The 25,412-nt window shown below is 70.1% G+C and carries 18 protein-coding genes; 9 read left to right on the forward strand and 9 right to left on the reverse strand.

Annotated elements, in window-relative coordinates; genetic code table 11:
• Positions 1–351: 351 nt before the first annotated feature.
• Positions 352–1,509, reverse strand: coding sequence for a hypothetical protein (locus ACFVQ3_RS03095; protein ID WP_387634945.1), 1,158 nt, complete (start codon positions 1,507–1,509; stop codon positions 352–354).
• A 2,062-nt stretch (positions 1,510–3,571) separates the two neighbouring features.
• The gene (gene dnaB / locus ACFVQ3_RS03100; protein WP_056654050.1) at positions 3,572–4,948 is read right to left on the reverse strand and encodes a replicative DNA helicase; all 1,377 of its coding nucleotides are present in this window, start codon (positions 4,946–4,948) and stop codon (positions 3,572–3,574) included.
• 298 nt (positions 4,949–5,246) lie between these two features.
• On the opposite strand from dnaB, the gene ACFVQ3_RS03105 reads away from it, so the two are divergent.
• The gene (locus ACFVQ3_RS03105; protein WP_387634947.1) at positions 5,247–6,755 is read left to right on the forward strand and encodes an MATE family efflux transporter; all 1,509 of its coding nucleotides are present in this window, start codon (positions 5,247–5,249) and stop codon (positions 6,753–6,755) included.
• Between the two features lie 179 nt (positions 6,756–6,934).
• A complete protein-coding gene (locus tag ACFVQ3_RS03110) occupies positions 6,935–8,293 on the forward strand; it encodes an MFS transporter (protein WP_387634950.1) in 1,359 nt (452 codons plus the stop codon).
• Between the two features lie 47 nt (positions 8,294–8,340).
• Here ACFVQ3_RS03110 and ACFVQ3_RS03115 read toward each other — a convergent pair whose 3' ends face one another.
• Entirely contained in the window at positions 8,341–9,642 is a 1,302-nt protein-coding gene (locus ACFVQ3_RS03115) for an MFS transporter (protein ID WP_387634953.1), read from the reverse strand.
• An 86-nt stretch (positions 9,643–9,728) separates the two neighbouring features.
• Between ACFVQ3_RS03115 and ACFVQ3_RS03120 the strand changes: the two genes are divergently transcribed.
• Positions 9,729–10,370, forward strand: coding sequence for a GntR family transcriptional regulator (locus ACFVQ3_RS03120; protein WP_387635140.1), 642 nt, complete (start codon positions 9,729–9,731; stop codon positions 10,368–10,370).
• Positions 10,371–10,560: 190 nt separating this feature from the next.
• Here ACFVQ3_RS03120 and rplI read toward each other — a convergent pair whose 3' ends face one another.
• From rplI to ACFVQ3_RS03145, 5 genes are all read right to left on the reverse strand, one after another.
• Positions 10,561–11,010, reverse strand: a complete 450-nt coding sequence (rplI, locus tag ACFVQ3_RS03125) for a 50S ribosomal protein L9 (protein ID WP_138827012.1) — start codon at positions 11,008–11,010, stop codon at positions 10,561–10,563.
• A 17-nt stretch (positions 11,011–11,027) separates the two neighbouring features.
• Positions 11,028–11,264, reverse strand: coding sequence for a 30S ribosomal protein S18 (gene rpsR / locus ACFVQ3_RS03130; protein WP_030152654.1), 237 nt, complete (start codon positions 11,262–11,264; stop codon positions 11,028–11,030).
• A gap of 97 nt (positions 11,265–11,361) precedes the next feature.
• Positions 11,362–11,901, reverse strand: coding sequence for a single-stranded DNA-binding protein (locus tag ACFVQ3_RS03135; RefSeq protein WP_387634956.1), 540 nt, complete (start codon positions 11,899–11,901; stop codon positions 11,362–11,364).
• 148 nt (positions 11,902–12,049) lie between these two features.
• A complete protein-coding gene (gene rpsF, locus ACFVQ3_RS03140) occupies positions 12,050–12,340 on the reverse strand; it encodes a 30S ribosomal protein S6 (protein ID WP_030152648.1) in 291 nt (96 codons plus the stop codon).
• A 196-nt stretch (positions 12,341–12,536) separates the two neighbouring features.
• Positions 12,537–14,957: a transglycosylase domain-containing protein gene (locus ACFVQ3_RS03145; RefSeq protein WP_387634960.1), complete on the reverse strand. Its 2,421-nt coding sequence runs from the start codon at positions 14,955–14,957 to the stop codon at positions 12,537–12,539.
• A 357-nt stretch (positions 14,958–15,314) separates the two neighbouring features.
• Between ACFVQ3_RS03145 and ACFVQ3_RS03150 the strand changes: the two genes are divergently transcribed.
• The 4 genes from ACFVQ3_RS03150 (at position 15,315) to ACFVQ3_RS03165 (ending at position 20,620) form a co-directional block, all read left to right on the forward strand.
• Positions 15,315–15,923 (forward strand): PadR family transcriptional regulator, encoded by a 609-nt coding sequence (locus tag ACFVQ3_RS03150; RefSeq protein ID WP_387634963.1) that lies wholly within the window; start codon positions 15,315–15,317, stop codon positions 15,921–15,923.
• Between the two features lie 52 nt (positions 15,924–15,975).
• On the forward strand, positions 15,976–17,067 hold the full coding sequence (locus ACFVQ3_RS03155; protein WP_191791221.1) for an inositol-3-phosphate synthase: 1,092 nt from the start codon (positions 15,976–15,978) through the stop codon (positions 17,065–17,067).
• Positions 17,068–17,530: 463 nt separating this feature from the next.
• Positions 17,531–18,862, forward strand: a complete 1,332-nt coding sequence (locus ACFVQ3_RS03160; protein WP_387634965.1) for an MFS transporter — start codon at positions 17,531–17,533, stop codon at positions 18,860–18,862.
• Between the two features lie 225 nt (positions 18,863–19,087).
• Complete coding sequence (locus tag ACFVQ3_RS03165) at positions 19,088–20,620, forward strand: MDR family MFS transporter (protein ID WP_387634967.1); 1,533 nt, start codon at positions 19,088–19,090, stop codon at positions 20,618–20,620.
• Between the two features lie 165 nt (positions 20,621–20,785).
• On the opposite strand, the gene ACFVQ3_RS03170 is transcribed toward ACFVQ3_RS03165, so the two are convergent.
• On the reverse strand, positions 20,786–22,264 hold the full coding sequence (locus tag ACFVQ3_RS03170; RefSeq protein ID WP_387635143.1) for a CCA tRNA nucleotidyltransferase: 1,479 nt from the start codon (positions 22,262–22,264) through the stop codon (positions 20,786–20,788).
• Between the two features lie 123 nt (positions 22,265–22,387).
• On the opposite strand from ACFVQ3_RS03170, the gene ACFVQ3_RS03175 reads away from it, so the two are divergent.
• Together ACFVQ3_RS03175 and ACFVQ3_RS03180 are read left to right on the forward strand one after the other, a co-directional pair.
• Positions 22,388–23,047, forward strand: coding sequence for an NUDIX hydrolase (locus ACFVQ3_RS03175; protein WP_387634969.1), 660 nt, complete (start codon positions 22,388–22,390; stop codon positions 23,045–23,047).
• Positions 23,044–25,374, forward strand: coding sequence for a DUF6049 family protein (locus tag ACFVQ3_RS03180; RefSeq protein ID WP_387634971.1), 2,331 nt, complete (start codon positions 23,044–23,046; stop codon positions 25,372–25,374). The genes ACFVQ3_RS03175 and ACFVQ3_RS03180 overlap by 4 nt, the downstream gene beginning before the upstream one ends.
• The last annotated feature ends 38 nt before the right edge of the window (positions 25,375–25,412 follow it).

Here is a 25,412-nt window from a genome sequence, read left to right on the forward strand (position 1 = left end):
GGCTAGGACGCCATCACGACCGGTGGAAGGCGCATCCAGGTCAGGACCGGCTTCCTCGAACCCGGATCCTCCCGACGCTCCCTCACGTCGTCCCGTTCGATGTCACGGTCTGCTGCTGCAGCGAGCAGTCCAGAGCGAGCTGGTCGAGGCTCACCGTTCATCGCCCCCGGGGATGCGCTCCCAGCGCAAGGCTGGGGCCGGTGGTGTCATCGCACCGCGTGGCGCTGGCGACACGGGGCACTGTGCCGGGTCACGCGGCCATGTCTATGAGGTGGGATCACTGTGCGGACGCCAGGTCCTGCCGTGCAAAGGCCGACGTCACAGGCGGGAACGGTGCACGTGGCCGGGGCCTCAGGCCTCCTGTGGAGCTCTAAGCAGGTCGGCACACTTCCTCAGGTCGTGCTCGAACTGTTCGAGGTGACGGGCGGCGTCCCGGACGCTGCCCGATGTGACGACGCCGTCATTTGCGCAGCGCAACGAGGAGAGCAACTCCAGGCCCCGCCGAATGCGTGTGGTGGCGTGCTTGGCGGCGAGGTCGCTCGAGGTTGCGATGGTCAGCGAGATGGCCTCGTAGAGCGTGGAGACGAGCGTGAGCGTGATCGCGCGGACCAGAGGGTCAGGTGCGTCGGCGACGCTTTCTGCTCGGCCCGCTTCGATGAGGAGCTGGGTGTACTTCGCTGCGACACCCAGGAGCGCGGCCAAGCGCACTGGCGCGGGCGCTTCGAGGGCGTCCTGGGCAAGGATGGACGCGCTGAGCTGGTCGCTCGCGAGCGTCACGGCGTCCTTCAGGGTGCTCTGCGTCGCGGCGCTCAGGGTCGTGAGCACTGCCGTGACACCTCCGTCACCTGCGGCGCTCAGGGCGGCCGCGGTCGCGTTCTTCAAACCAACGGGCCCCAGGATTCGTGCGGCCTTCGCAAGGTGCCGGCGCAGCGTTGACGGGCGGGCTCCAGTAGGGCGAGCCAGGCCGCGGGTGGTGTCTGAGATGAGTCGGTCGAGGCGATCGGCGTAGCAGAACAGCGCGACCTCAAGCGTGCGGCGGGTGCTGTCGGCGTTTGCGGTGTCGGCCGTGTGGGCGCGCTCCAGGGCTTCCTTCAGCTCCTCCTCGAGCTCTGCTGCGCTCGGCGGCGGGACGTGCCCGAGCAGCAGGAGCAGGTCGGCGAGATTCTGGTCGAGGACCTCGTCCCGGACGCCGTGCATCGCGCTGTTGCGCAAGCGCAGAGCCAGCGCGAACGAGTCATCCGTCTGCTCGGACGTCTCGCCCAGCAGTGCGTGCACGAGGGCGCTGGTGCGCTGGGCGACGGGGAGCAGCGCCTCGGCGTGGGTGCTGCCCTCGTCCGGGTCGGGGCCGATGAGCGCGTCGAGTTCGACCTTGAGCCGGCGTGAGCGCAGGATGGCGGCGGAGCGACGAACTGCGGGCGGCGCATCGGCGGCGTCGACGCTCGGGTCGAGCTCGTAGAGCGACGTGCCCGGTGGCGGCCAGGGGCGCTCGTCATAGTCGGGTTCAGTCATCGGTGCTCCCCGGGAGTGGTGTGAATGCTCGCAGAGCATCGCACCTGCGCGAACGCACTGCCACCACGACGGGCGCATGAAGGCGCCAGCACCTAGCGCAGCTCGTACAACGCCGAGGACTCCTTGACCCGGGAAGCCCGGTTTGCCGCAATGTTGCGCGCAAAGGCTTCCTGCACAATGTCCTCATCGTCAAAGCGCAAACGCTGCATTTTCACCCCCGCCAGCGGGACCGGGGACGCGTCCCCCTGAACGCTGCTTCCCTGCTGGGCTCGGTGGGCCCCGCGTGCGGCGCGGGCGACCTGGCGTCATCAGCAGAGGGTCCTCGATGCCGCCCGGGGAGCCGGCCCTGTGGGTCCTCGTCCCGGTAGGTCCTCGACAGATACCACCCGGCGCCCCAGGGCGGAGCGCGGTTCACGCACGGCGGCCCGGCACGCTCGAGTCGTCCCGACCATGCGACACTGCCTGGACGGGTTCTGGTGAGTGTCCGCGCGCTCGAGTCGTCCTGGTGGCCCGGCCGCGAGCCGCGGGCTCGCGCGAGATCGCGGCGACGGCGTCCTTCCCGCGCGCCGGTCCTTTCGCCTCGGCTGTCCCCCTCATCGTGCACGCCCGGCAGGCGGCACGCAGACGGTCCACAGCTTCCTGGGAGGGCGCAACGTCCTGAGCCCAACACCGCGGCGACCGGCTGTCCCGGCTGCCCGCGAGAACCGCGAGAACCGCGAGGACCGCGAGGACCGCGAGGACCGCGACGAGCGTTGTTCCCAGATTGAGTCGGCGCGCGGTGGCCGCTGTCAAAGAGGGCGTACTCCCACCCCACAGCCAGGCATGTCTCCTCGGTCAGTACGGCGGCGCGCAGAAACTCGGCACCGCGCTTCTCGTGCGGACGCGCATCCCAGACCACGACTCGCCCATCCTCGTGCTCGGCAAGGAGGTCTGGCACATGCCCGGGTTCACCCTCGAATCGCAGCAGGGCCGGCTGAGCAACAATCCACGCGACGCTCGGGTCACGATCGAGCTCGCGAGCCAGTTCGTGCTCGAGCCCCGACTCCAGTACGAGGACCGTGCCCGTGGTCTGGCAGGCCATGTGGACCGGAGCATGCCGGGACATTGCATCCGCGGCAGGGCGTCGGGCCGGAGCAAGATAGCGGACCGGAAGCTCTTCTTGTCGCCAATCCCAGGCCAAGTCACCACCCGCAGTGGTGTGTATGCGCCACGTAGCCACGACACCGGCGAGGCCTGCATGGCGGTCTGGCAGTCGACAGAAGGTCGTGCTGCGGGTTGACGGACGGAGTTTCGGAAGTGCAGTTTGGACGTGCTGAAGACATGGGAGTACCCCCAGATGAGTGGTGGTGTTTCGTCCAGCGGAGGCGTAAGTCCGCAGCGAGGCGATCGGGTCCGGGAGAGCCAACTCCCGGACCCACTTCGCGTTTTCGGCTAGCCTTGCCCATCCCGGATCAGCCCATGGCGCCCCCATCGTCATCGAGGGCCCTATCGAGATGTTCCGCGATCACGACGCTCAGCGGGTTCCCGGTCGTGTGGGCGGTGTCGTAGAGCTGTTGAGCAAGACGCGCAGGGATGCGGGCCTCACAGCGAACGAGTTCGCCCGCCTTGTAGACGCGGTCACGTGTGGGTGGCCGACCGGTCCGGGCAGACCGAATCACCACCGGGCCGTCCCTGTGTTCCGCCACTCTGGTCACCACCCAACTCGTCCCGACGCCCAACAGCCGCACATCAGCTCGGTTGGTAAGTCCGAACAAGCAGGACCCGGGGGTGGTGAGTCTCCGGGGCCACATCAATGTGGCGACGCGCATGCTAGGCACACGCTCCGAAACGGATACTGCAGCGAGGGCAAGGGTTACTCAAGGGCTGTCCCGAACCGCAAGGCCCGCCCCTCGAACGGTGAGGCACGCGGGACTATCGCACCCCTAGGTCGCCGGGCGGGACAACCTCCCCCACCTCGACGCCACCACACCATCAACTGGCCAACACGTTACAAAGCGCCAGCCATGCAGCATAGGTGGAGGATCGTGCAATCTAGGCTGCACGTCGACAGACAGCTATCGAATCAGACCTGCATGTCCACGAACCGCGCGTAGTGCCCCTGGAACGCGACGGTGATCGTGTCGGTCGGGCCGTTTCGGTGCTTGGCCACGATCAGGTCTGCCTCGCCTGCTCTCGGGGACTCCTTCTCGTACGCGTCCTCGCGGTGGAGCAGGATGACCATGTCGGCATCCTGCTCGATGCTGCCACTTTCGCGAAGGTCGCTCATCGCGGGCTTCTTGTCCGTGCGCTGTTCAGCGCCACGGTTCAGCTGCGAGATCGCGATGACCGGCACCTCGAGCTCCTTCGCGAGGAGCTTGAGCGCACGGGAGAACTCGGAGACCTCTTGCTGTCGGGACTCGACGCGCTTGCCCGACGTCATGAGCTGGAGGTAGTCGATCACGACGAGCTTGAGGTCGTGCTTCTGCTTGAGCCGGCGGCACTTGGCGCGGATCTCCATGAGCGACATGTTGGGCGAGTCGTCGATGAAGAGCGGCGCCTCGGAGATCTTGCCCATGGTGCCGGCGAGCTTCTGCCAGTCGTCCTCCCCCATGGAGCCGTTGCGCATCTTCTGCAGGTGGATGCGCGCCTCGGCGGCCAGCAGACGCATCGTGATCTCGTTGCGGCTCATCTCGAGCGAGAACACGACGGACGTCATGTTATGCTTTATGGAAGCACTCCTAACAATGTCGATTCCCAGCGTCGACTTGCCGATGGCCGGTCGCGCCGCGATCACGATCATCTGCCCGGGGTGCAGCCCGTTCGTCAGCCGGTCGAGGTCGGCGAACCCTGTCGGGACTCCGACCATCCCCTCGCCGCGGTGCCCTGCGGCCTCGATCTCGTCGACGGTCCCGCCGATGACCTCGCCCAGGACGATGTAGTCCTCGGCGGTGCGTCGCTCGGTGACGGCGTAGACCTCGGCCTGCGCATTGTTCACGACGTCGTCGACGTCGCCGCCGTCGGTCGCGTAGCCGAGCTGCACGATGCGCGTCCCGGCCTCGACGAGGCGACGCAGCACGGCCCGCTCGCGCACGATGCGCGCGTAGTAGCCGGCGTTGGCCGCGGTGGGGACCATGGCCATGAGGTCGTGGATGTAGGGTGCGCCGCCGATCCGGCCCAGCTCGCCGCGGCGCGTCAGCTCGGCGACGACCGTGATGGCGTCGGCGGGCTCGCCGCGGCCGTAGAGGTCGATGATGACGTCGTAGATCGACTCGTGCGCGGGCTTGTAGAAGTCGGTGCCGCGGATCTGCTCGATCACGTCCGCGATGGCGTCCTTGGACAGGAGCATGCCGCCGAGGACGCTCTGCTCGGCCGCGATGTCCTGCGGCGGGGTGCGGTCGAACCCGGGGCCGCCGCTGCCTGCGGGCGGTCCGAAGCTCGACTCGAGCTCGTCGATCGACATGCGGGCCCCTCACTCCCCCGGCGTGGCCGGGTATCGTCCTGCGTCGCACATCTGTTCTACTCCGGCCCACCGACACGTCCTGAGCCCGCGTCGTCGAGGGGTGTCGTGTGGTGCTGCACCGTCGACCGTCCGTAGGCCCGAGCATGCACGACTCAGCGACAGTAGATCGCGCTTCCATCCCCCGCAAACGACCCTGTTCACAGAGGTGTGGACAGCCTGTGGACAGACCCCGCCAGCCTGTTCACAGGCATGTGGACAACCATGTGGACAACTGACGAGTTGTCCCCTGTACACGTCCATGAGCAGCCTGTTCACTAGGCTCAGGGGTGTGGACGAAAGAAATTCCGGCGACACGCCGCACGTACCCCGGCCCGCTCCCGGTCAGCCCGCCGACGCCGATCGTTCACCCCGTTCACCCGGGGGCCGCTCCCCGGCCCCCGAGGAGGGCCCGCACCGGCAGCCGTCGTCCACAGGCGATGCACCCCCGAGCCGGCGTCTCATCGACAGGCAGATCCTGGCCCTCGCGATCCCCGCCCTGGGGGCGCTCGTCGCGGAGCCGATCTTCGTGCTCGTGGACAGCGCCGTCGTCGGGCACCTGGGGACCGCCGAGCTGGCCGGGCTCTCCCTGGCCTCCACGGTCCTGCTGACCCTCGTGGGACTGTGCGTCTTCCTCGCGTACGCGACCACCGCGGCCGTGGCCCGACGCATCGGCGCGGGCCACCGGCGCGAGGCGCTCCAGTCGGGGATCGACGGCATGTGGCTCGCGCTCGGCCTGGGCCTGGTTCTCGCGGCGACCCTGTGGATCGGTGGCGGGTGGGCGATCGGCGCGATGGGCGGCACGGGCGAGGTCGCCGAGCACGCCCTGGTGTACCTGCGCTGGTCCGGGCTGGGACTGCCGGGCATGCTCGTGGTGCTGGCGTCCACGGGCGTGCTGCGCGGCCTGCAGGACACCCGCACGCCCCTCTACGTCGCCGCGGGCGGCGCGACGTTCAACGCGGTCCTCAACGTCGTCCTCGTGTACGGCGTGGGCCTGGGGATCGCGGGCTCGGGCATCGGGACGGCCGTCGCTCAGCTCACGATGGGCGCGGTGCTCGCGGTCGTCGTCGTGCGCGGTGCCCGACGCGAGGGCGCGTCTCTGCGCCCCGCCGCGGGCGGCATCTGGTCGAACGCGCGCGCGGGCGCGCCGCTGTTCGTGCGCACGCTCTCACTGCGCCTCGCGATCCTCCTGACGGTCTTCGTCGCGACGGGCCTGGGCGAGGTCACGCTCGCGGGCTACCAGGTGGTCGCGTCGGTGTGGGGGCTCGCGGCCTTCGCGCTCGACGCCCTCGCGATCGCCGCGCAGGCCCTCGTGGGCCACGGCCTGGGCGCGGGCGACCGCTCGCACGTCCGTTCGGTGCTGCGCCGCACGCTCCAGTGGGGCGTCGCGGCGGGCGCGCTGCTGGGCCTCGTGATGGCCGTGGGCGGCTGGTGGTTCGCGCTGTTCTTCACGTCCGACCCGGACGTGCGCACCGCGGTCGCGCTCGGCATGGCCGTGTGCGGGCTGCTGCTGCCCATGGCGGGCTGGGTGTTCGTCCTGGACGGGGTGCTCATCGGCGCCGGGGACGGCCGCTACCTCGCGTGGGCGGGCATGGTCACGTTCGTCGTGTACGTCCCGGTCGCCCTGGCGGTCCGCGCTCTCGCGCCCGACGGCGCCGCTGGGCTCGCGTGGTTGTGGGCAGCCTTCGCGGGGGTCTTCATGGCGGCGCGCGCCCTGACGACGGGGCTCCGTGCGCGCGGCGACCGCTGGATGGTCACCGGGGCTCCCTGACCGACCGCTCGGCGGCAGCGGCGCCGACAGCGGCACCGGCGGCGGCACCGGCAGCGGCACCGGCAGCGGCGCCGACGCTCGGCCGCCGCACCTCGTTCGCCCGTCGTCGACCACGGGATACTCAGCTCTACTCGATTGTCATACAATCCACTCACACGTCTAGCACGAGGGAGTGACTGATGACAGACCCGAGCACGAGCACCATCGCCGCAGCGGCCGACGGGAAGCCCGGCGAACAGCCCATCGACCAGTACCAGCGGCAGCAGCCCGAGAAGTTCTCCACCTACATGTCCCGGCGCAAGGTGGTCTTCCTCGTCGCCTACGTCGGGTACGTGTGCGCCTACATGGTGCGCAACAACTTCAAGCTGCAGAGCGAGACGATCCGCCTCGAGAACGGCTGGGAGCTCAGCCAGGTCGGCCTGATCCTCACGGCCTTCACCATCACCTACGGGTTCGCGAAGTTCTTCATGGGGGCGCTGGCGGACCGGGTGAGCCTCAGGCGCATCTTCGCCGGCTGCCTCGGCCTCTCCGCGGTCCTGTGCATCGGCATCGGGTACGTCGACAACTTCTACCTGCTCTTCGGGCTCATGCTCGCCCTCGGCGTCGTGCAGGGCGCGCTCGCTCCGTCGTCCATGGCCATGATCGCCAACTGGTACCCCAACAAGTCACGCGGCTCGGGCATCGCGATCTGGAACACGTCGCAGAACCTGGGCGGCGCAGGGCTCCCCCTCCTGCTGACCTGGCTCGTGACGACCGTGAGCCCCGGCTCGACCTCGATCGGTTTCCTGATCCCTGGGATCCTGGTGCTCGGCCTGAGCTTCATCTTCTGGAAGTTCGGCGGCGACCGCCCCGACCGCGAGGGCCTCGACCGTCTCTCCACGATGTACGGTGCCGCGGGCGAGCCCCAGGTCGAGGTCGTCCCCGACGAGTCGTACCTGCGCAGCTTCGTGCGCTACGTGCTCACGTCGCAGGTCGTCCTCACCATCGGCCTCATCAACGCGATCCTCTACTTCGTGCGGTTCGGCGTGCTCAACTGGATGCCGGCGTTCCTCGGGACGGAGATGGGCTTCTCCGAGGCCCAGTACCTGACCGCGTTCGCGCTCCTGGAGTGGGTCGCGATCCCGGGCTGCTTCTTCTTCGCGTGGATCGCCGTCAAGATGCCGAACAAGCAGGCTCTCGTCGGCGGGATCGGCCTGCTCGTGCTCGCGGCCGCCGTGTACCTCTACATGGGCAACACCAGCTACCCGGCCCTGCTCGTCATCAGCGGTGTCATGGGGGCGCTCATCTACGGGCCCCAGCTGATCGTGAACATCATGACGCTCAACGTCGTCCCGCTGAAGGCCGCCGGGGTGGCCGTCGGATTCGTCGGCCTCTTCGGCTACATCGTCGGTGAGATGGCCGCGAACCTCGTCATGCCGATCCTCGCCGAGCGCCTGAGCTGGAACGCCAGCTTCCTGGTGCTCTCCGCCTTCGCCGTCCTCGGCGGGGCGCTGTACCTCTCGCTCTCCCGTTACGAGCGCCGCATCGTCGCTGCCTGAGAGCACGACCGACCGTCCGGGCGGGGCACCGCCGCCCCGCCCGGACGTCACCCCCCGATGCCCAGGCCCATCTCGTGGCGCCGCAGCCGCAGGCAGATCAGCGCGCACGCCCCGCAGACGGCCACCAGCACCCACAGGCTCACGTCCCACGTCGACCGCTCGGCGATGCGAGGGATCGCCGTGTTGGCGAGGAGGGCCCCGACGAGATAGCCCCCCAGCCCGACCCACCCGACCGCGACCCCCACCGCGCGCGGCGACACGAAGTTCAGGGTCAGCACGTTGACGATGACCTGGGGCCCGTACACCAGCGCACCGAGCGGGACGACCGCCGCGACGACCATGTCGGCCGTCCCGCTCGCGGAGTAGACGACGACCGCCACCCCGAGCAGCAGCACCGCGACCGTCGCGGCCGTCGCCATACGGTCGGGCCAGCGCGCCGCGACGACCGCGAAGACCAACGACCCCGGGATGGCTCCCCACTCGAACGCGGTGATCGCCAGCGACGCCTCGAACTGCGTGAGGCTGTTCTCCTGGATCTGGTAGATCGGGATCCAGTTCAGGACACCGAACCGCAGCAGGTAGAGCAACGAGTTGAGCACGAGCAGGAGGCCGAGCACCCGGTTGCCGATGACGTGCACGCGCACGAGCTTCCAGTACGACACCTCCCCCGGCACCGTGAGTCCCGGGTTCGCGTCCGCCCCGTAGAGGGTCCGCAGGGTCGGGTACCCCTCCTGCCACGGGCGCTCGCCACCGACCTTGCCCACCAGGAACGCGCACGCGAGCGCGACGAGCCCGGGCGCCCAGAAACCGATCCGCCAGTCCGTGGGGCCGGTCAGCGCGAGTCCTCCCGAGATCATCATCGGCAGGGCGAGCGCCCCCACGTTCTGCGACGTGTTCCAGACCGCGACCCTGCTCCCACGCTGTGCGGGCGGGTACCAGGCCCCGATCATCGCGAGCGCTGCGGGCGCGCACGCGCCCTGGACGAGGCCGATGAGGACGAGCGCGAGGCCGAGCGCCCACGGGTCGCGCAGGAAGGCCATCGCGCAGCAGAGCACGGCGGAGATCCCCAGTCCCCATGCGAACGCGTAGCGCAGGGACAGCTGGTCCACGACCACGCCCATGACGAGCTTGCCGAGCCCGTAGCTGAGGGTGAATCCCGCGAGCAGGGCCCCGACCTGGGTCACGCTGACGCCGAGCTCGCGCGTGAGGAGCTCGCTCACGACCGCGACGTTGTTGCGCACCAGGTAGCACGCGGCGTAGCCGAGGTAGGCGACGAGGAAGACCCGACGGCGACGCGCGACGAAGCCCGTCACGGGGGAGATCCCACGTCCGCCGGTGACGTCGCGCACTCACCCTCCCTGGTCGTCCTGACGCCGCTTCGCGCCACTCGGCCATACTAGCTGGATCGTCATACGATGAGCAGGGAGGGATGACCATGGCACGGCGTGCAGGACCACTTGCAGAACAGCTCGCACAGCATCTGAGAGACCGCATCCTCGGTGGGGACCCCCCGGGTGGGGATCGCGTCTCCGAGCTGAGCGTGACCAACGAGTACGGCGTGGCCCGCCCCACGGCCAAGGCGGCGCTCGACATCCTCGTCATGGAGGGACTCGTCTCACGCGAGCCCTACTCGGCGTTGCGCGTCACCACCGTCGCCGCCGGGGAGGTGCCCGAGCTCCTCGCCCTGCTCGAGGTCGTCGAACAGCTCGCCGTCGGCCGCATCCTGCGCGAGGGACCGGACCTGCGCAGCCTGCGCGACGCCGCCCGGAGCGCAGCCGACCGTGTGCTCGAGGTCATGGTCGAGGCCGCAGCCTCCTCGCGGCTCTCGCGGACGCATCGGCAGGGCACGCTCGAGCTCGCACTCGCCACGGGGCGGCGCACCCCGTTCCCCGCGGCGACCGATGCCGGCCTGCGCGTCCGGGCCGAAGCTCTCACGGAGAGCCTGTTCCTGCTCCAGGAGGCACCGGCCCGCACCGCCCTGAGCGACCTGCAGGAGCAACGACGAGAGCTCTCCGGTGCACCGGGGACACCCAGGTTCGCCCTCGAAGGGACTCCGGCAGCAGCCGTCGATCGCTGAGCAGACCGCCCCTACCACGCCGCCCCGCCCCACCTGGCGCGGACACCGGTCGCACGCGCGCGAGCACGACCAGGCGCCGGTGCACGTCCCGGGCAACGCCGACGGCCCGGCCCCCTCCGCAGAGGGGACCGGGCCGTCGGGTGAGATCTCCGATCCATCCATCCCTCACGGGACAGGGGCGATCAGTCGATCAGGCAGCCACCACGTTGACCGCGATGTTCGCCGAGACCTCGGCGTGCAGGCGGATGGTGACCGTGTACGAACCGGTCGACTTGATCGGCTGGCCGATCTCGATCTTGCGCTTGTCGACGGACGGGCCGCCGGCGGCCTTGACGGCCTCGGCGATGTCACCGGTGGTGACGGCACCGAACAGACGGCCGCCCTGGCCCGCCTTGGCCTGCACGACGACAGGCTTCGACTGCAGCGAGTCGCGCGTCGCCTTGGCCTCGTCGAGCGTCGCGATCTCGCGAGCCTTACGAGCCTTGCGAATCGCAGAGATCTGCGACTCGGCGCCCTTGGACCATCCGGTCGCCAGGCCACGGGGCACGAGGAAGTTACGGGCGTACCCGTCCTTGACCTCGACCACGTCGCCGGGCTCGCCCAGGCCGGTGACCTCGTGGGTCAGAATGAGCTTTGCCATGTTCTATCCCCTCTCGATCAGCGTGCGGACGACGAGTACGGCAGGAGCGCCATCTCGCGAGCGTTCTTGACGGCACGTGCGATCTGACGCTGCTCCTGGACGGAGACGCCGGTCACGCGACGGGCACGGATCTTCCCGCGGTCGGAGATGAACTTCCGCAGCAGGGTCGTGTCCTTGTAGTCGACCGACTCGATCTTCGCCGACTTCAGGGGGTTGGACTTCTTCTTGGGCTTGCGCACCACTGGCTTCGCCATGGTGTTGCTCCTTCACAAGGTGCTATCCCCGGCCGGGGCGAGTGCCGTCGTCGGGCACCTGCCCTGCCGGGAAGGGTTTGTCTGGGGTGAGCGGTGACTAGAAGGGGGGCTCGTCCGAGAACGAGGACCCACCCGACGACGCCGGGCCAGCCGTGGCCCACGGGTCGTCGTTGTTCTGCTGGCCACCGCCGGAAGCGCTGAAACCACCGCCGCTCGAAGCGCCGCCGCCGCCGAAACCGCCGCCGCCACCACCGAAGTTGCCGCCACCCGAGCGCTGGGCCCGGGTGACCTTCGCGGAGGCGTACTTCAGTGAAGGACCGATCTCCTCCACCTGCAGCTCGACGACTGTGCGCTTCTCCCCCTCGCGGGTCTCGTACGAACGCTGGACCAGACGGCCCTGAACAATCACGCGCATGCCCTTGGTCAAGGACTCGGCGACGTTCTCCGCGGCCTCGCGCCAGATCGAGCAGCGCATGAACAGCGTGTCGCCGTCCTTCCACTCGTTGCTCTGGCGGTCGAAGGTGCGCGGCGTGGACGCCACGGTGAAGTTGGCGACGGCAGCCCCTGCGGGGGTGAAGCGAAGCTCCGGGTCCCCGGTCAGGTTTCCGACCACCGTGATGACGGTTTCACCAGCCATGCCAGCTCCTCATTGTTCGTTACGTATCGAAGAAACTTCGAAGGGGATGACCCCCGTCCGCGGACATCCCACCACGTGCCACTGACGGCGTCCGTGAGGACGCGCAGGGCACCGGGACGGCGCGAGGGAAGTCAGACGTGCGAGGCGATCAGCGAGCGTCGGTGCGCAGGACCTTCGTGCGCAGGACGACCTCGTTGAGGCCGAGCTGACGGTCCAGCTCCTTGGCCGTGTCCGACGTCGAGGTGAAGTCGACGACGGCGTAGATGCCCTCGGACTTCTTGTTGATCTCGAAGGACAGGCGGCGACGGCCCCAGATGTCCACCTTGTCGACAGTGCCACCGTCGGTCTTGATGACCGTCAGGTACTTGTCGAGCGACGGAGCAACGGTGCGCTCCTCGATCTCGGGGTCGAGGATGATCATCAATTCGTACTGACGCATGCGGTTAACCCACCTCCTGCGGACTCAGCGGTCACGGTCTCTCCGTGACAGGAGGGTTGTGCGTCGCTGTGCCGTCCCCGTGCTGATGGCAGCACGGATCGAGACACAGCAAGATCCCAAGGTACCCGGTCAGGGCCGGGGTCGGGAAATCTGGGGCCGTGCGGCGGCACGGTACGTGCCGCCGCACGGGCCGGCGCTAGTTCGTCCTGCCCCCGCCGTTCGACCCCGGGACGGCGGCGGCGTCCTCGGGTGGGACGCTGGGCGTGGGCGTCGGGGTCGGTGTCGGTGTCGGCGCGACGGGCTTGGGTCCCTTCGACAGGACGATCGAGACACGGGAGCCCTGTTCGACGGCCTTGCCTCCGGGAGCCCGGATGACCACCCCTGGGGGCTGGTCGGACCAGTCCTCCGTGAAGCTCACCTCGAGCCCCATCCCGGCCAGGATCTGTGCGACGTCGTCCTTCGACCTGCCCACCAGGTCGGTCGGCACCGTCAGCGTGGTCGGCTCGACGGGATCGGGCACCACGGGCTCCTCGACCGGCGGGATCTCCGTGGGCACCTCGCTCGGCGTCTCGGTCGGGACCGGCTTCTTGGGCGTGTACTGCGGGAACTCCTGGACGTCGGCGTACTGCGGCAGCGCCATGACGCCCTGCATGTACCCCGTCCACGCCTCGACCGGCCACGTACCACCCGTGATGGGGGCGGGCTTGCGCCTCTCGGCCCACTTGCCGAACGACGTGATCGACTCCTGCGTCTTCGTCTCCTCGTTGGTCTGGTAGAGACCCACGACGGTCGCGAGCTGGGGCACGTACCCGGCGAACCAGGCGGACTTGTTGTCGTTCGAGGTGCCCGTCTTGCCGGCCACCGGACGGTCCAGCGCCTGGGCGAACTCGCCCGAACCACCCTTCTGCTCGACGACCTGGGTCATCGCGTAGGTCGCCGCGGCCATGACGTCGGGCTCGAAGACCTTCCCGTTGCGCCCGGCAGGCTCCCAGATCTCGGCCTGGTTGCTCAGCATCTTGACCGACTGCACGACGTGCGGCGTCGACTCGTAACCCTGCGCGGCGAACGTCGCGTAGGCGTGCGCGAGGTCCAGCGGTCGCACCGACGCAGAGCCGAGCACGTTCGACGGGACGGCCGCGAGGTCCTGCGTCTCCTGCGGGATGCCGGCACGGACGGCCACGTCCACGGTCTGCTCGGGACCGACCTCCATGTTGAGCTCCGCGTACACCGTGTTGACGGAGTTCGCGGTCGCCTTCACGAGGTCGATCTGCCCGTAGCTCGCGTCGGAGAAGTTCACGACCTTGCGGTCGCCGTCGTAGAAGCCGGGGACCTGGCGAGCGTTGTTGCCGTCGTACGTGGTCGACAGGTCGATGCCCTTCTCGAGCGCTGCGACGAGCGTGAACGGCTTGAACGTCGAACCGGCCTGCGCCACTCCTCGCGTCGCCGAGTTGTACGACCTGGTCACGAAGTCCGGCCCGCCGTACACGGCCTTGACCGCGCCGTCCGCCGGGTCGATCGAGACGATCGAGGGCGTCAGGTACGGCGAGGCCGCGTAGTCGCCTTCACGCGGGATCGTGGTCTCCGCCGTCTGGACCGCGAGATCCTGCATGGCCTTGTCGATCGTCGTGACGATCGTGTACCCCTTCACCTGCAGGTCCCCCGGGTCGTTCCCGGCCGCGACCCACTCGCGTTCGACCAGGTCGAGGAGGTAGCCCGCCTGACCGCCCTTGGTGTTGGTCTGCACCTTCTCCTTGACCTCGGGGAACGCCGCGGCTGCCTTCTCCTCGGGCGTGATGTATCCCTGGTCCGCCATGCGGTTGATGACACGCTCCCACTTGGCCTGCGCGACCTCGGGGCTGACCGCGGGGTCGTAGTTCGTGGGGTTCGGGATGACGGCGGTGATCATCGCCGCCTGCGAGATGGTGAGCTGGGCCGCGGGAACGCCGAAGTACATCTGCGCCGCAGCCTCGATCCCGTGCGCGCCACGGCCGAAGTAGATCGTGTTGAGGTAGTTCCCGAGGATCTCCTCCTTCGGCTGCTCCTGCGTCAGGCGCAGCGCGAGCATCGCCTCGCGGAACTTGCCCACGTAGCTGGAGATCGTCTCGTCGGAGTAGTAGCGCTCGGCGTACTGCTGGGTGATGGTCGAGGCGCCCTGCCGGGCACCGCCCGTGAGGTTGTTGACGACGGCGCGGCCGATGCCCTTGACGTCGATGCCGGAGTTCTCCCAGAAGCTGGCGTCCTCGGACGCGACGACGGAGTTGCCCACGTAGTCGGGGAGCGTCTCGAAGGGGACGATGACGCGGTTCTCCTCCTGGAAGGTCCCGATCTCCGTGACCCCGTCGGCGTAGTACACCGTGGTCTTCTGGTTCTGCACGGCATACGCGGGATCCTTCGGGACCGACGTCGTCGCGTAGGCGGCGATGAACACACCGGCGACGAGCGCAACACCGGCCAGGAACGTCCCGAGGAGCACGCGCCACGACGGGAGCCAGCGGCGGAACCCCTTGACGTGGGACCGGGGGTAGTTGAAGAAGCGGCGCTTGCGCGCCGTCGTGCCCGTACGGGCTGCGTCGGCGGTGCGCGCCGTGCCCTTCGTCTGCCTCGCGGAGCTCGCCACGGTTCACCTTCCTCTGGGGGTCACTTCTGGTCCGGACCGGACCGCGCTGCGCCCAGGGGGGAGGGCGACGGGGACGCGGGACATGCATCGGACCACCCTGAACAATAGGCCGTCAGTCCGTGAGGACAAGGACCTGTACGGGGGGAGAAGCATTGTTTCGCCACAGCCCCGCTGCAGTTCCGCCAGTCCTTCACATCTGGTAGGTCGTGAGGCCCGCACAGCGTTCTATGCACCGGCGCATTGCGCAGCGGTCCGATTGCACCTAGCCTGTCGATGTATCGACTCGATACATCGAGTAGGTGAGCAAGCCCGAACCGCCCTCCGCGCGGCCACGGTCCCGTCGGAGGAGGAGGTGTCATGGCACGCAGTCGTTCGGACGTGCTGGAGACCGCCATACTCGGCCTCCTGAACGAGTCCCCCCTGCACGGGTACGAGCTGCGCAAGCGGCTCAACCTGATGCTCGGCTCGTTCCGCGCCTTCTCCTACGGTTCTCTCTACCCGGCGCTCAAGGCGATGGTCGCGCACGGCCACATCGTCGGCACCGAGTCCCCCACCACCCCTCCTCACGCACTGTCCGGCAAGCGTGCCCGGATCGTGTACCAGCTCACGGCCGAGGGCAAGGAACGTCTCCAGACGGTCCTCGCGACCTCGGGACCGGCGGCCTGGGAGGACGAGAGCTTCGACGTCCGGTTCGCGTTCTTCGCGCAGACCGACGCCGAGACCCGTCTCCGCATCCTCGAGGGCCGGCGCACCCGGCTCACCGAGAGGCTGGAGTCGGTCAAGGAGTCCGCCGCCCGCACCCGCGAGCGGCTGGACGAGTACACCCTTGAGCTGCAGCGTCACGGCCTCGAGCAGGTCGAACGTGAGGTTCGCTGGCTCGACGGACTGATCACGACCGAGCGCGACCGTCGTCGCACCCGGCCGTCGAGCGGCCCCGAGAACCATCACGGGCAAGACAACCACTAACTACGAAGCCGTCGGCGCGCAGCGCCCCCGGCACTGACAGCAAGGAGCGAGGATGTCCTCCATCCGCGTCGCCATCGTTGGCGTCGGAAACTGCGCATCTTCCCTGGTCCAGGGCGTGCACTACTACCGCGATGCTGACCCGAGCAGCACCGTGCCCGGACTGATGCACGTGCAGTTCGGTGACTACCACGTGTCCGACCTGGAGTTCGTCGCCGCTTTCGACGTCGACGCCAAGAAGGTCGGCTTCGACCTCTCGGAGGCGATCAACGCCTCGGAGAACAACACGATCAAGATCGCCGACGTGCCGCCCCTGGGTGTCACCGTCCAGCGCGGTGTGACGAACGACGGTCTCGGCAAGTACTACCGCGAGACCATCGAGGAGTCCGACGCCGAGCCGGTCGACATCGTCGCCGCGCTCAAGGAGTCGGGCGCCGACGTCCTCGTCTGCTACCTGCCCGTCGGTTCGGAGATCGCCGCGAAGTACTACGCGCAGTGCGCGATCGACGCGGGCGTCGCGTTCGTCAACGCCCTGCCGGTCTTCATCGCCTCCGACCCCGAGTGGGCCGCGAAGTTCGAGGCCGCCGGTGTCCCGATCGTCGGCGACGACATCAAGTCGCAGGTCGGCGCGACCATCACGCACCGTGTGCTCGCGAAGCTCTTCGAGGACCGCGGCGTCGTGCTGGACCGCACGTACCAGCTGAACGTCGGCGGCAACATGGACTTCAAGAACATGCTCGAGCGCACGCGCCTCGAGTCCAAGAAGATCTCGAAGACGCAGGCCGTGACGTCGAACCTCGAGGGTCCCCTCGGTGGCAAGACCGAGGACCGCAACGTCCACATCGGCCCGTCGGACTACGTCGCGTGGCTCGACGACCGCAAGTGGGCGTACGTCCGCCTCGAGGGCCGCGCGTTCGGCGAGGTGCCCCTGAACCTGGAGTACAAGCTCGAGGTCTGGGACTCCCCCAACTCGGCCGGCATCATCATCGACGCCGTGCGCGCCGCGAAGATCGCCAAGGACCGCGGTGTCGGTGGCCCCATCCTCTCGGCGTCGACGTACTTCATGAAGTCCCCGCCGGTCCAGATGGAGGACACGAAGGGCCGTGCGGCTCTGGAGGCCTTCATCTCCGGTGAGAACGAGCGCTGATCCGGAACGTAGTGGAGGTTGAGGGCCCGGCATGCTTCTCGCCGGGCCCTCGGCCGTCACGGAGTGCAGGACCAGCGCGACCGTAAGTACCTGCGCTGATCCGCACGCTCACGAGGAGGGTCCGGAACCTGAGGGTTTCCGGACCCTCTTCGCATGCCCGGCTGTGCCTCGCACCGAGGGCCCGACGGCGCCGCTCCCGGCTCCCGTCGGCTCGCCCGGGCCACGGGGCACGGGGACGAGATGGGAGATCGGTCGTGCGGACGGTGCCCCAGGCACCCGTCTCGGACCGAACCACCCGTCTCACCGGCCGGGTCCGGCCACTGCCCACCTCACCCGCGGGACGAGCCCCTGCCCACCCCACCCCCGCGCCCCGGTGGTCCCCCGGATCCGGAGGGGCGCGCCGCCGTCGGGCCGTACCGGGGCGGGGATCGCTCTCACCACCGCATACCCTGAACCGGTGGGTGTGATCTCGGAACTCGGCGTCCTGCTTCGGCTGCGCGACTTCAGGAAGCTCTTCGCCGTCCGGCTCGTCAGCCAGGCGGGCGACGGGATGTTCCAGGTCGGGCTGGCGTCGCTCCTCTTCTTCTCCCCGGAGTCCCAGGGCACGGCGGCGTCGATCGCCGCCGCGTTCGCGGTGATGCTGGCCCCGTTCACGATCGTGGGTCCGTTCGCCGGCGTGTTCCTCGACCGGTGGAGCCGCCGTCAGGTCCTGGTGTGGGGCAACGCGGTGCGTGTGGTCCTGACGGCCGCGACCGCGGTCCTCATGCTGACCACGGGCGTGACCCCGTGGATCTACGTGCTGGCGCTGGCCACGCTCTCGGTCAACCGCTTCCTGCTCGCGGGCCTGTCGGCGGGCCTGCCCCGGGTGGTCGACGGCCCGCTGCTGCTCACGGCGAACTCTCTGACGCCCACGCTGGGCGCCGCGGCGGCCTTCGTGGGCGGTGGCATCGGCTTCCTGCTGAGCCTGACGTTCGAACCGGGGCGCGAGAAGGACTCGGTGGCGCTGGTGTGCGCGGCCCTCGTGTTCGGGGCGGCGTCGTTGCTGGCGCTGCGCATGTCGCGCGGGCTGCTGGGGCCGGACAAGCCGGCGGAGGCGGCGATCACGACGGAGATCGCGAAGGTCGCGCGCGGGCTCGCGGACGGCGCCCGCTATCTCGTCGCGCGCCGCACGCCGGGCCAGGCCCTCGTGGTCATGGCGACGCACCGGTTCCTGTACGGCGTCACGTTCATCGCGTCGATCCTCATCTCGCGCAACCTGCTCTCGGACCCGGGCAACACGAACGCGGGCCTGGCGACGTTCGCGACGGTCGTGGGGCTCACGGGGGTCGGTGGTGCGCTCGCCGTCGTGCTGACCCCGACGCTTTCGCGGTACACCGGGCCGCACCTGTGGATCGCGCTCATGCTGGGTCTGGCCGCGTTGAGCCAGCTCCTGCTGGCTACGACGCCGTCGCGCACGATCGTGTACTCGGGCGCCCTGCTGCTGGGCCTCGCGGCGCAGGCGACGAAGATCGCGGTGGACACGATCGTGCAGCGCGACACCGCGGACGCCTTCCGGGGCCGGGCCTTCGCGTTCTACGACGTCCTGTACAACGCGGCGTTCGTGGGTGCCGCGGCCCTCGCGGCGTTCACGCTGCCGGACACGGGGTACTCGCGTCCGGTCTTCGTGGTCCTCGCGGTCGCGTACGCGGCCGCCGCGCTGGTCTTCGGCCGCTTCGGCGCGCGTCACGCCGCAGGGCCCGACGGCGCCGCTCCCCTTCCCGAGGCGGCTCCCGACGGGCACCCCGCGGCGGGTTGAGGCAGCCCACCCGCTCGTCCTTCGCACCACCCCGGTACCGCGGCGACCCGCCGTCGTGCCGCCGATGAGTCCTGTCCGGAAAAGGAGTCGTCAGGACCGGGGGAATATCCGAGGATGGGTGAGCGTAGTTCTCGTAGGGCGTACGACATCCCGACCGACGCTCCCCCCCCTCGCTGCGCGCCGTCCCCCGTCGCGTGAGTGCGCACCGACACCACAGGAGAGCCCATGCAGGTACCGCAGAGCACCGCCCCGTCCTTACCCGTCTCGGAGAAGCTGTCGCGGGAGAACTTCCTCGTGATCGCCCTCCTCCTGGTCTCGGCGTCGGTTGTGATCCTCAACGAGACGACCATGGGCGTCGCTCTCCCTCACCTCATGGAGGAGATGGGGATCACGGCGTCGACCGGCCAGTGGCTGACCACGGCCTTCATGCTCACGATGGCGGTCGTCATCCCGGCGACGGGCTTCCTGCTCCAGCGTCTCGGGACCCGCGGGGCGTTCCTGCTCGCGATGTCCCTGTTCAGCGCGGGTACGGCTCTCGCGGCGTTCGCACCGGGCTTCGGCTGGCTCCTGGGTGCGCGCGTCGTGCAGGCGTCGGGCACGGCGATCATGATGCCGCTGCTCATGACGACGATCATGACGCTCGTCCCGCCGTCGGCCCGCGGCCGGATCATGGGGAACGTCGCGATCGTCATGGCAGCGGCCCCGGCGCTGGGCCCCACGCTGTCCGGCTTGATCCTCGAGACCCTGTCCTGGCGCTGGATCTTCGGCCTCGTGCTGCCGATCGCCCTCGTCGCCCTCGCGTTCGGCGCGAGGTACGTCAAGGACTCGGCAGACCGGACGCACACCCGCCTCGACCCGCTGTCGTTGTTCCTCGCCGTCCTCGCGTTCGGTGGCCTGGTGTTCGGCCTGTCCAACCTGGGTGAGGCCGCGCGCGCCACGCCGGCCGTGCCGGTGTGGATCCCGCTCGTCGTCGGGCCCGTGTTCCTCGTGCTGTTCGTCGCGCGTCAGCTCGTGCTGCAGCGGCGCGACGCGGCGCTGCTCGACCTGCGCGTGTTCTCCTCGCGCGGCTTCACGGTGTCGCTCGGCATCATGTCGGTCGCGATGATCGCGCTGTTCGGCTCGATCATCCTGCTGCCGCTGTACCTGCAGAGCTCGCTGGGGCTCGACCCGGTCTACACGGGTCTGCTGATGCTGCCGGGCGGCCTGATCATGGGTCTGCTGGGCCCGACCGTCGGTCGCCTGTACGACCGTCTGGGCCCGCGCCCGCTGGTCCTGCCTGGGCTCAGCGCGGTCGCGGTCTCCCTCGCGACGCTGACCACGGTCGGCGCGACGACGTCGCCGTGGTTCGTCCTGGGCGCGCACGTCGTGCTGAGCCTGGGTCTGGCGTTCGTGTTCACGCCGCTGTTCACGGGTGCCCTCTCGGCGCTCAGGCCGTCGCTGTACTCGCACGGCAGCGCCATGATCGGCACGGTGCAGCAGCTCGCGGGCGCGGCGGGGACGGCCCTGTTCATCGCCGTCATGACGTCGCACGAGGTCGCCCGGGCGGCGGAGGGCGCGAGCCCGCAGGTCGCCCTCGCCGACGGTGTGTCCTCGGCGTTCGTCTGGGGCGCCGTGGTCATGCTCGTCGCGGTCGGGCTGTCGTTCCTGCTCCGCAAGCCGGCGGTCGTGGAGGCCCCGGCGGTCCTGTCCGACGGCGTCGCTCCCCTCGCGCAGGACGCTCCCGTCCTCGAGACGGCGGGCGAGGCGACCGAGCGCTGACGGCTCGACCGGTCCCGCGAGGGACCGTGCACGAAGGGCGGGCACCGACGGTGCCCGCCCTTCGTGCGTCCGGACCGGTCGGTACCCGGACGGCCTGGGCTGCGCGGTCGTCTCGGGACCGCGTCCCCCCGGGTGCGCCGGGTCGCGGCCGTCAGGACCGGCAGGTCACGCCTCGCGCCCCGCCCACCAGGTGAGCAGCTCCTCGCGGGCGACGTCCTCACCGAGCGGTCCGCGGTCCAGGCGCAGCTCGAGCAGGAACTTGTAGGCCTGGCCCACCTCGGGCCCCGGGGCGATGCCCAGGGCGTCCATGATCTGCTGCCCGTCGAGGTCGGGGCGGATCGAGGCCAGCTCCTCCTCCCCGCGGAGCCGCTCGATGCGCTGCTCGAGGTCCGTGTAGGCGTCGGAGAGGCGCTGCGCCTTGCGCTTGTTGCGCGTGGTCGAGTCCGCACGCGTGAGCCGGTGGAGACGCTCCAGGAGCGGACCGGCGTCGGTCACGTAGCGACGCACCGCGGAGTCGGTCCACTCCCCCTCGCCGTACCCGTGGAAGCGCAGGTGCAGCTCGACGAGCCGGGCCACCTGCTTCACGGTGTCCTTGTCGTAGCGCAGCTCCTTGAGACGCTTCGCCGCGAGCTTGGCGCCCACGACCTCGTGGTGGTGGAAGCTCACGCCGCCGCCCGACTCGAACCGGCGCGTGGCCGGCTTGCCGATGTCGTGCAGGAGCGACGCGAGACGCAGGACGAGGTCCGGGCCCGGCACCGCGCCGTCGGGCCCGGTCTCCTGGGCGATCGCCTGCTCCAGCACCGTCAGCGAGTGCTGGTAGACGTCCTTGTGCCGGTGGTGCTCGTCGATCTCGAGGCGCAGCGCCGGGAGCTCGGGCAGGACGTGGTCGGCCAGGCCCGTCTCGACGAGGACCTCGAGCCCCTTGCGCGGGTCCTCGGACAGCAGCAGCTTGGTCAGCTCGTCCCGGACGCGCTCGGCCGAGACGATCTCGATGCGCGACGCCATGTCGACGATCGCCGCGTGCGTCGCTTGCTCGACCTCGAAACCGAGCTGGGCCGCAAACCGTGCCGCCCGCATCATGCGCAGCGGGTCGTCGTCGAACGAGCGCTCGGGGGCGATCGGGGTGCGCAGGACACCCAGTGCGAGGTCGCCGAGCCCGTCGTGCGGGTCGACGAACAGCATCTCCGGGACCCGGACCGCCATGGCGTTGACCGTGAAGTCGCGCCGCGACAGGTCGCCGACCAGGGTGTCGCCGAACGCGACGAGCGGCTTGCGCGACGCCGGGTCGTACTCGTCCGTGCGGTACGTCGTGACCTCGACGACCAGCTCACCCGCGCCCCGCGGGCTCCCCTTGGGCGCGAAGCGCTTGGCGCCGATCGTGCCGAACTCCTTGCCGATGTCCCAGTGCGCGTCGCCCCACGCCGCGAGCAGCGCCTGGGTCTGGTCCGGGTCCGCCGACGTGGCGAAGTCGAGGTCGTTGCTCGCCCGCCCCAGGAACGCGTCCCGGACCGGACCGCCGACGAGGGCCAGCTCGTGGCCGGCCGCACGGAACAGCTCGCCCAGCTCGATCGCCGCAGGCGCCATCTCGGTCAGCACCGCCAGCGCACGCCGGAGGAGCTCGAGCTGTTCGGGCGTCGTCGGCACCCCACGAGACCCCTCTGCAGGCAGCGCGACGGGGTCGGGGACGGGAGAGTTCTGGGAAGGAGTCGGCACGACATCCAAGCGTGCCAGATCAGGCCCGGACTCCACACTCGGTAATGTTGGGTCATGTCCACCCCAGCGCACTCTCCGGACCATCGCGGTGTACCTGCACCGCCCGGTGGTCACGCGCTGCGGAGAGACCCGGAGACCCACCGGGACCCCACCCCGTCGCCGGGCCCGCCCCCACCGCTGCCCGTCGTCGAGGAGATCTCCGCAGGTGGGCTGGTCGTCGACACGTTCGAGGGCCTGTTCCGCGCGGCCGTCATCGCCCGCCGCAACCGCGGCGGTCGCCTCGAGTGGTGCCTTCCGAAGGGGCACCTCGAAGGTGAGGAGACCCCGGAGGAGGCCGCCGTCCGGGAGATCGCCGAGGAGACGGGGATCACGGGATCCGTCCAGACACCGCTCGGGAGCATCGACTACTGGTTCACGGGTGAGGACCGCCGGGTGCACAAGGTCGTCCACCACTTCCTGCTCCGGGCGACCGGTGGGCGGCTCACCGTCGAGGGCGACCCCGACGGCGAGGCGGAGGACGTCGCCTGGATCCCGTTCGACGAGCTGCCCGATCGCTTGTCCTACCCCAACGAGCGACGGCTCGCCGCGGTCGCCCACGACGTCCTCCGGGGGCGGCGCACGAGCGCCCACTTCCGGGGTACCGTGACTCGCACCGTCGTCCGAACCAGCCGGCCGGCACCCGACGACCCACGGAACCCGACCGACCACCCATGAGCTTTCACTTCCCCGGCGACGCACCCCGCGCCTCGACGCGCCGCCCGGCTGAGCACGGCCGGCGCCCGTCCCCGGGCACACCTGCCCACGGCCCCTCCCGGTCCTCGTCACCGACCGGCCGACGAGCGGCGCGCTCGCGCACGCGTGCTCTCCTCACCTCCCTGTTCGTCCTCGGGCTCGCCGTCCTGCCCTCGGCCGCTGCCGCGACGCCCGCCGCGCCCTGGGTGGTCGACGACGTCCGGACCGCGGCCGCGCTCGGGACGGTCCGCGTCACCGCCGACACGGACCCGACGGCCTCACCGTCCTCGTCGGCGGGTGCGGTCTCGACGACGCTCGTCTCGATGTCACCGACCCCGGTCGGGCCCGGCGACACGCTCACGGTCGTCGCACAGATCCACAACGGCACCCAGGACACGCTCGAGAACCCGCGAGCCACGCTCGGCGTCAACTGGCGCCCCGTCGGCACACGGTCGGCGCTCGACGCCTGGGCCGACGCCCCCACGTCGCAGCAGGTCGCCGGGCGCATGGCCGTGGAGAACCTGGATCCCCTCGGCCCCGGCGAGGACACCACCGTCACGTTCTCCGTCGCGGCCGACGACCTCAACCTCGAGCCCGGCTCGGTGTGGGGCCCACGTCCCCTGTCCGTCACCGTCGAGGAGGACGGCGAACGCCTCGACGTCCTGCGCACGTTCTTCGTGTGGGGAGAGTCGGCGGCGCCCCTCCCGGTCAAGGTCAGCCTGCTCGCCCCCGTGACCGGCCCCACCCTCGGACTCTCGGCGACCACGGGCGACGCTGGGACGCCGGGCACGACGAGCGTCGAGCTCCACGCCGTGGACGAAGCGATCGGCACCGACCGGCGCCTGGGACGGCTGGTGTCAGCGACGGCGGACGTCCCGGACATCGCCTGGGTGATCGACCCCGCGGTCCTCGCGGCCGCCGAGGCCTCCGCGGACCCCACCTCCCACGCGTGGGCGACAGAGCTGCGCGGCGGTACCGCCGCACGGACCGTCTTCGGTCTGCGCCCCTACGACCCGGACCCCGCCGCCTACGCCCAGGTGGGTGCACCCCTGCCCGCGACGACGACACCCCTCCCGGGCGGCGCGACGCTCGACCCTTCCTGGCGGACCGATCTCACCTATCCGGCCGACGACGAGCTCGACCTGCGGACCGTCCGGACGAGCGTCCAGTCAGGTTCGCCTCTGGTGGTCGTCCGGGGCGACGGGCTCACCCCCGAGAGCTCGGTGAACCACACCCCGACCGGCCTGGCCACCGTCCCGACCACAGCGGGCGCCGCGACCGCCCTGGTCGCCGACGACCGGCTCACCGAGGTCTTCACCGCCGCGACCAGCGTCGAGCGGGCCGCCGACGAGCCGTCCACGGCCGACGCGACGCAGCGACTCCTCGCAGACCTCGCGGTCGTCGCGTCCGAGCGCCCGACCGAGAGCCGTCATCTCGTCGTCGCGCTCCCCCGCTCGTGGGACCCGGACGCCGCCGCTCTCTCGACCGTCCTCGGAGACCTCCACGAGGCGAGCTGGGTGGACGTCGCCCCCGTCGACGAGCTCCTCGCGTCTCCGGTGCCGGACGTGGCGCGGACCCCGCTCGCCGAGGCCGAGGTCACCGAGGGAACCCTGCCGGCCGCCGAGATGAACGAGCTCCAGCGGGCCCGCGCCGAGATCTCCGACTTTGCGACGATCGCCACCGATCCCGCGCCGGTCGTCCAGGGGGCGGAGCCCGCCCTCGTGGTTCCCACCGCGATCGCCTACCGGACCCTTCCCGACGAGCGGACCGAAGCGGTGGACACCGCGGTCAAGGGGGCGGCCATGGTCCGGTCGGCGGTGTCCGTCGTCCCCCGCGGCCTCGACGTCATGCTGATCAACACGTCGGGCAACCTCCCCGTCAGGGTGCGCAACACGCTCGACCAACCCGTCACCGTCCAGGTGGCCCTGCGGCCCGACAACGGCCTCCTCAAGGTCGTCTCGTTCCCCGCGGGCCCGGTCCCTGCCGGGGCCGAGGTCGACTTCAAGGTTCCCGTGAGGGCCATCGGCAGCGGCGACGTGCGCGTCTCGGTCGAGCTCCTCAGCGTCCCGGCCGGCACCGTCGTCTCACCGCAGTCGGAGTTCGTCGTGCAGGTTCGGGCCGAGTGGGAGAACACCGGGACGGCGATCTTCGCGGGTGTCGTCGCGCTCCTCATGATCGGCGGCATCTGGCGCACCATCCGACGAGGTCGGTCACCGCGCCGCGTGGCCGAGCTGACCCCCGCGACGGGTGTGCCGGGAGCTCAGGGTGGTGCGACGCCGTCGGGCCGCTCGACGGGGCACGACGAGTGAAGCACGTCCGACCCGCCGGTGCTCCACGGACCCGCCCT

This window comes from Oerskovia sp. NPDC057915 (genome assembly GCF_042887685.1).
Taxonomy (GTDB): domain Bacteria; phylum Actinomycetota; class Actinomycetes; order Actinomycetales; family Cellulomonadaceae; genus Oerskovia.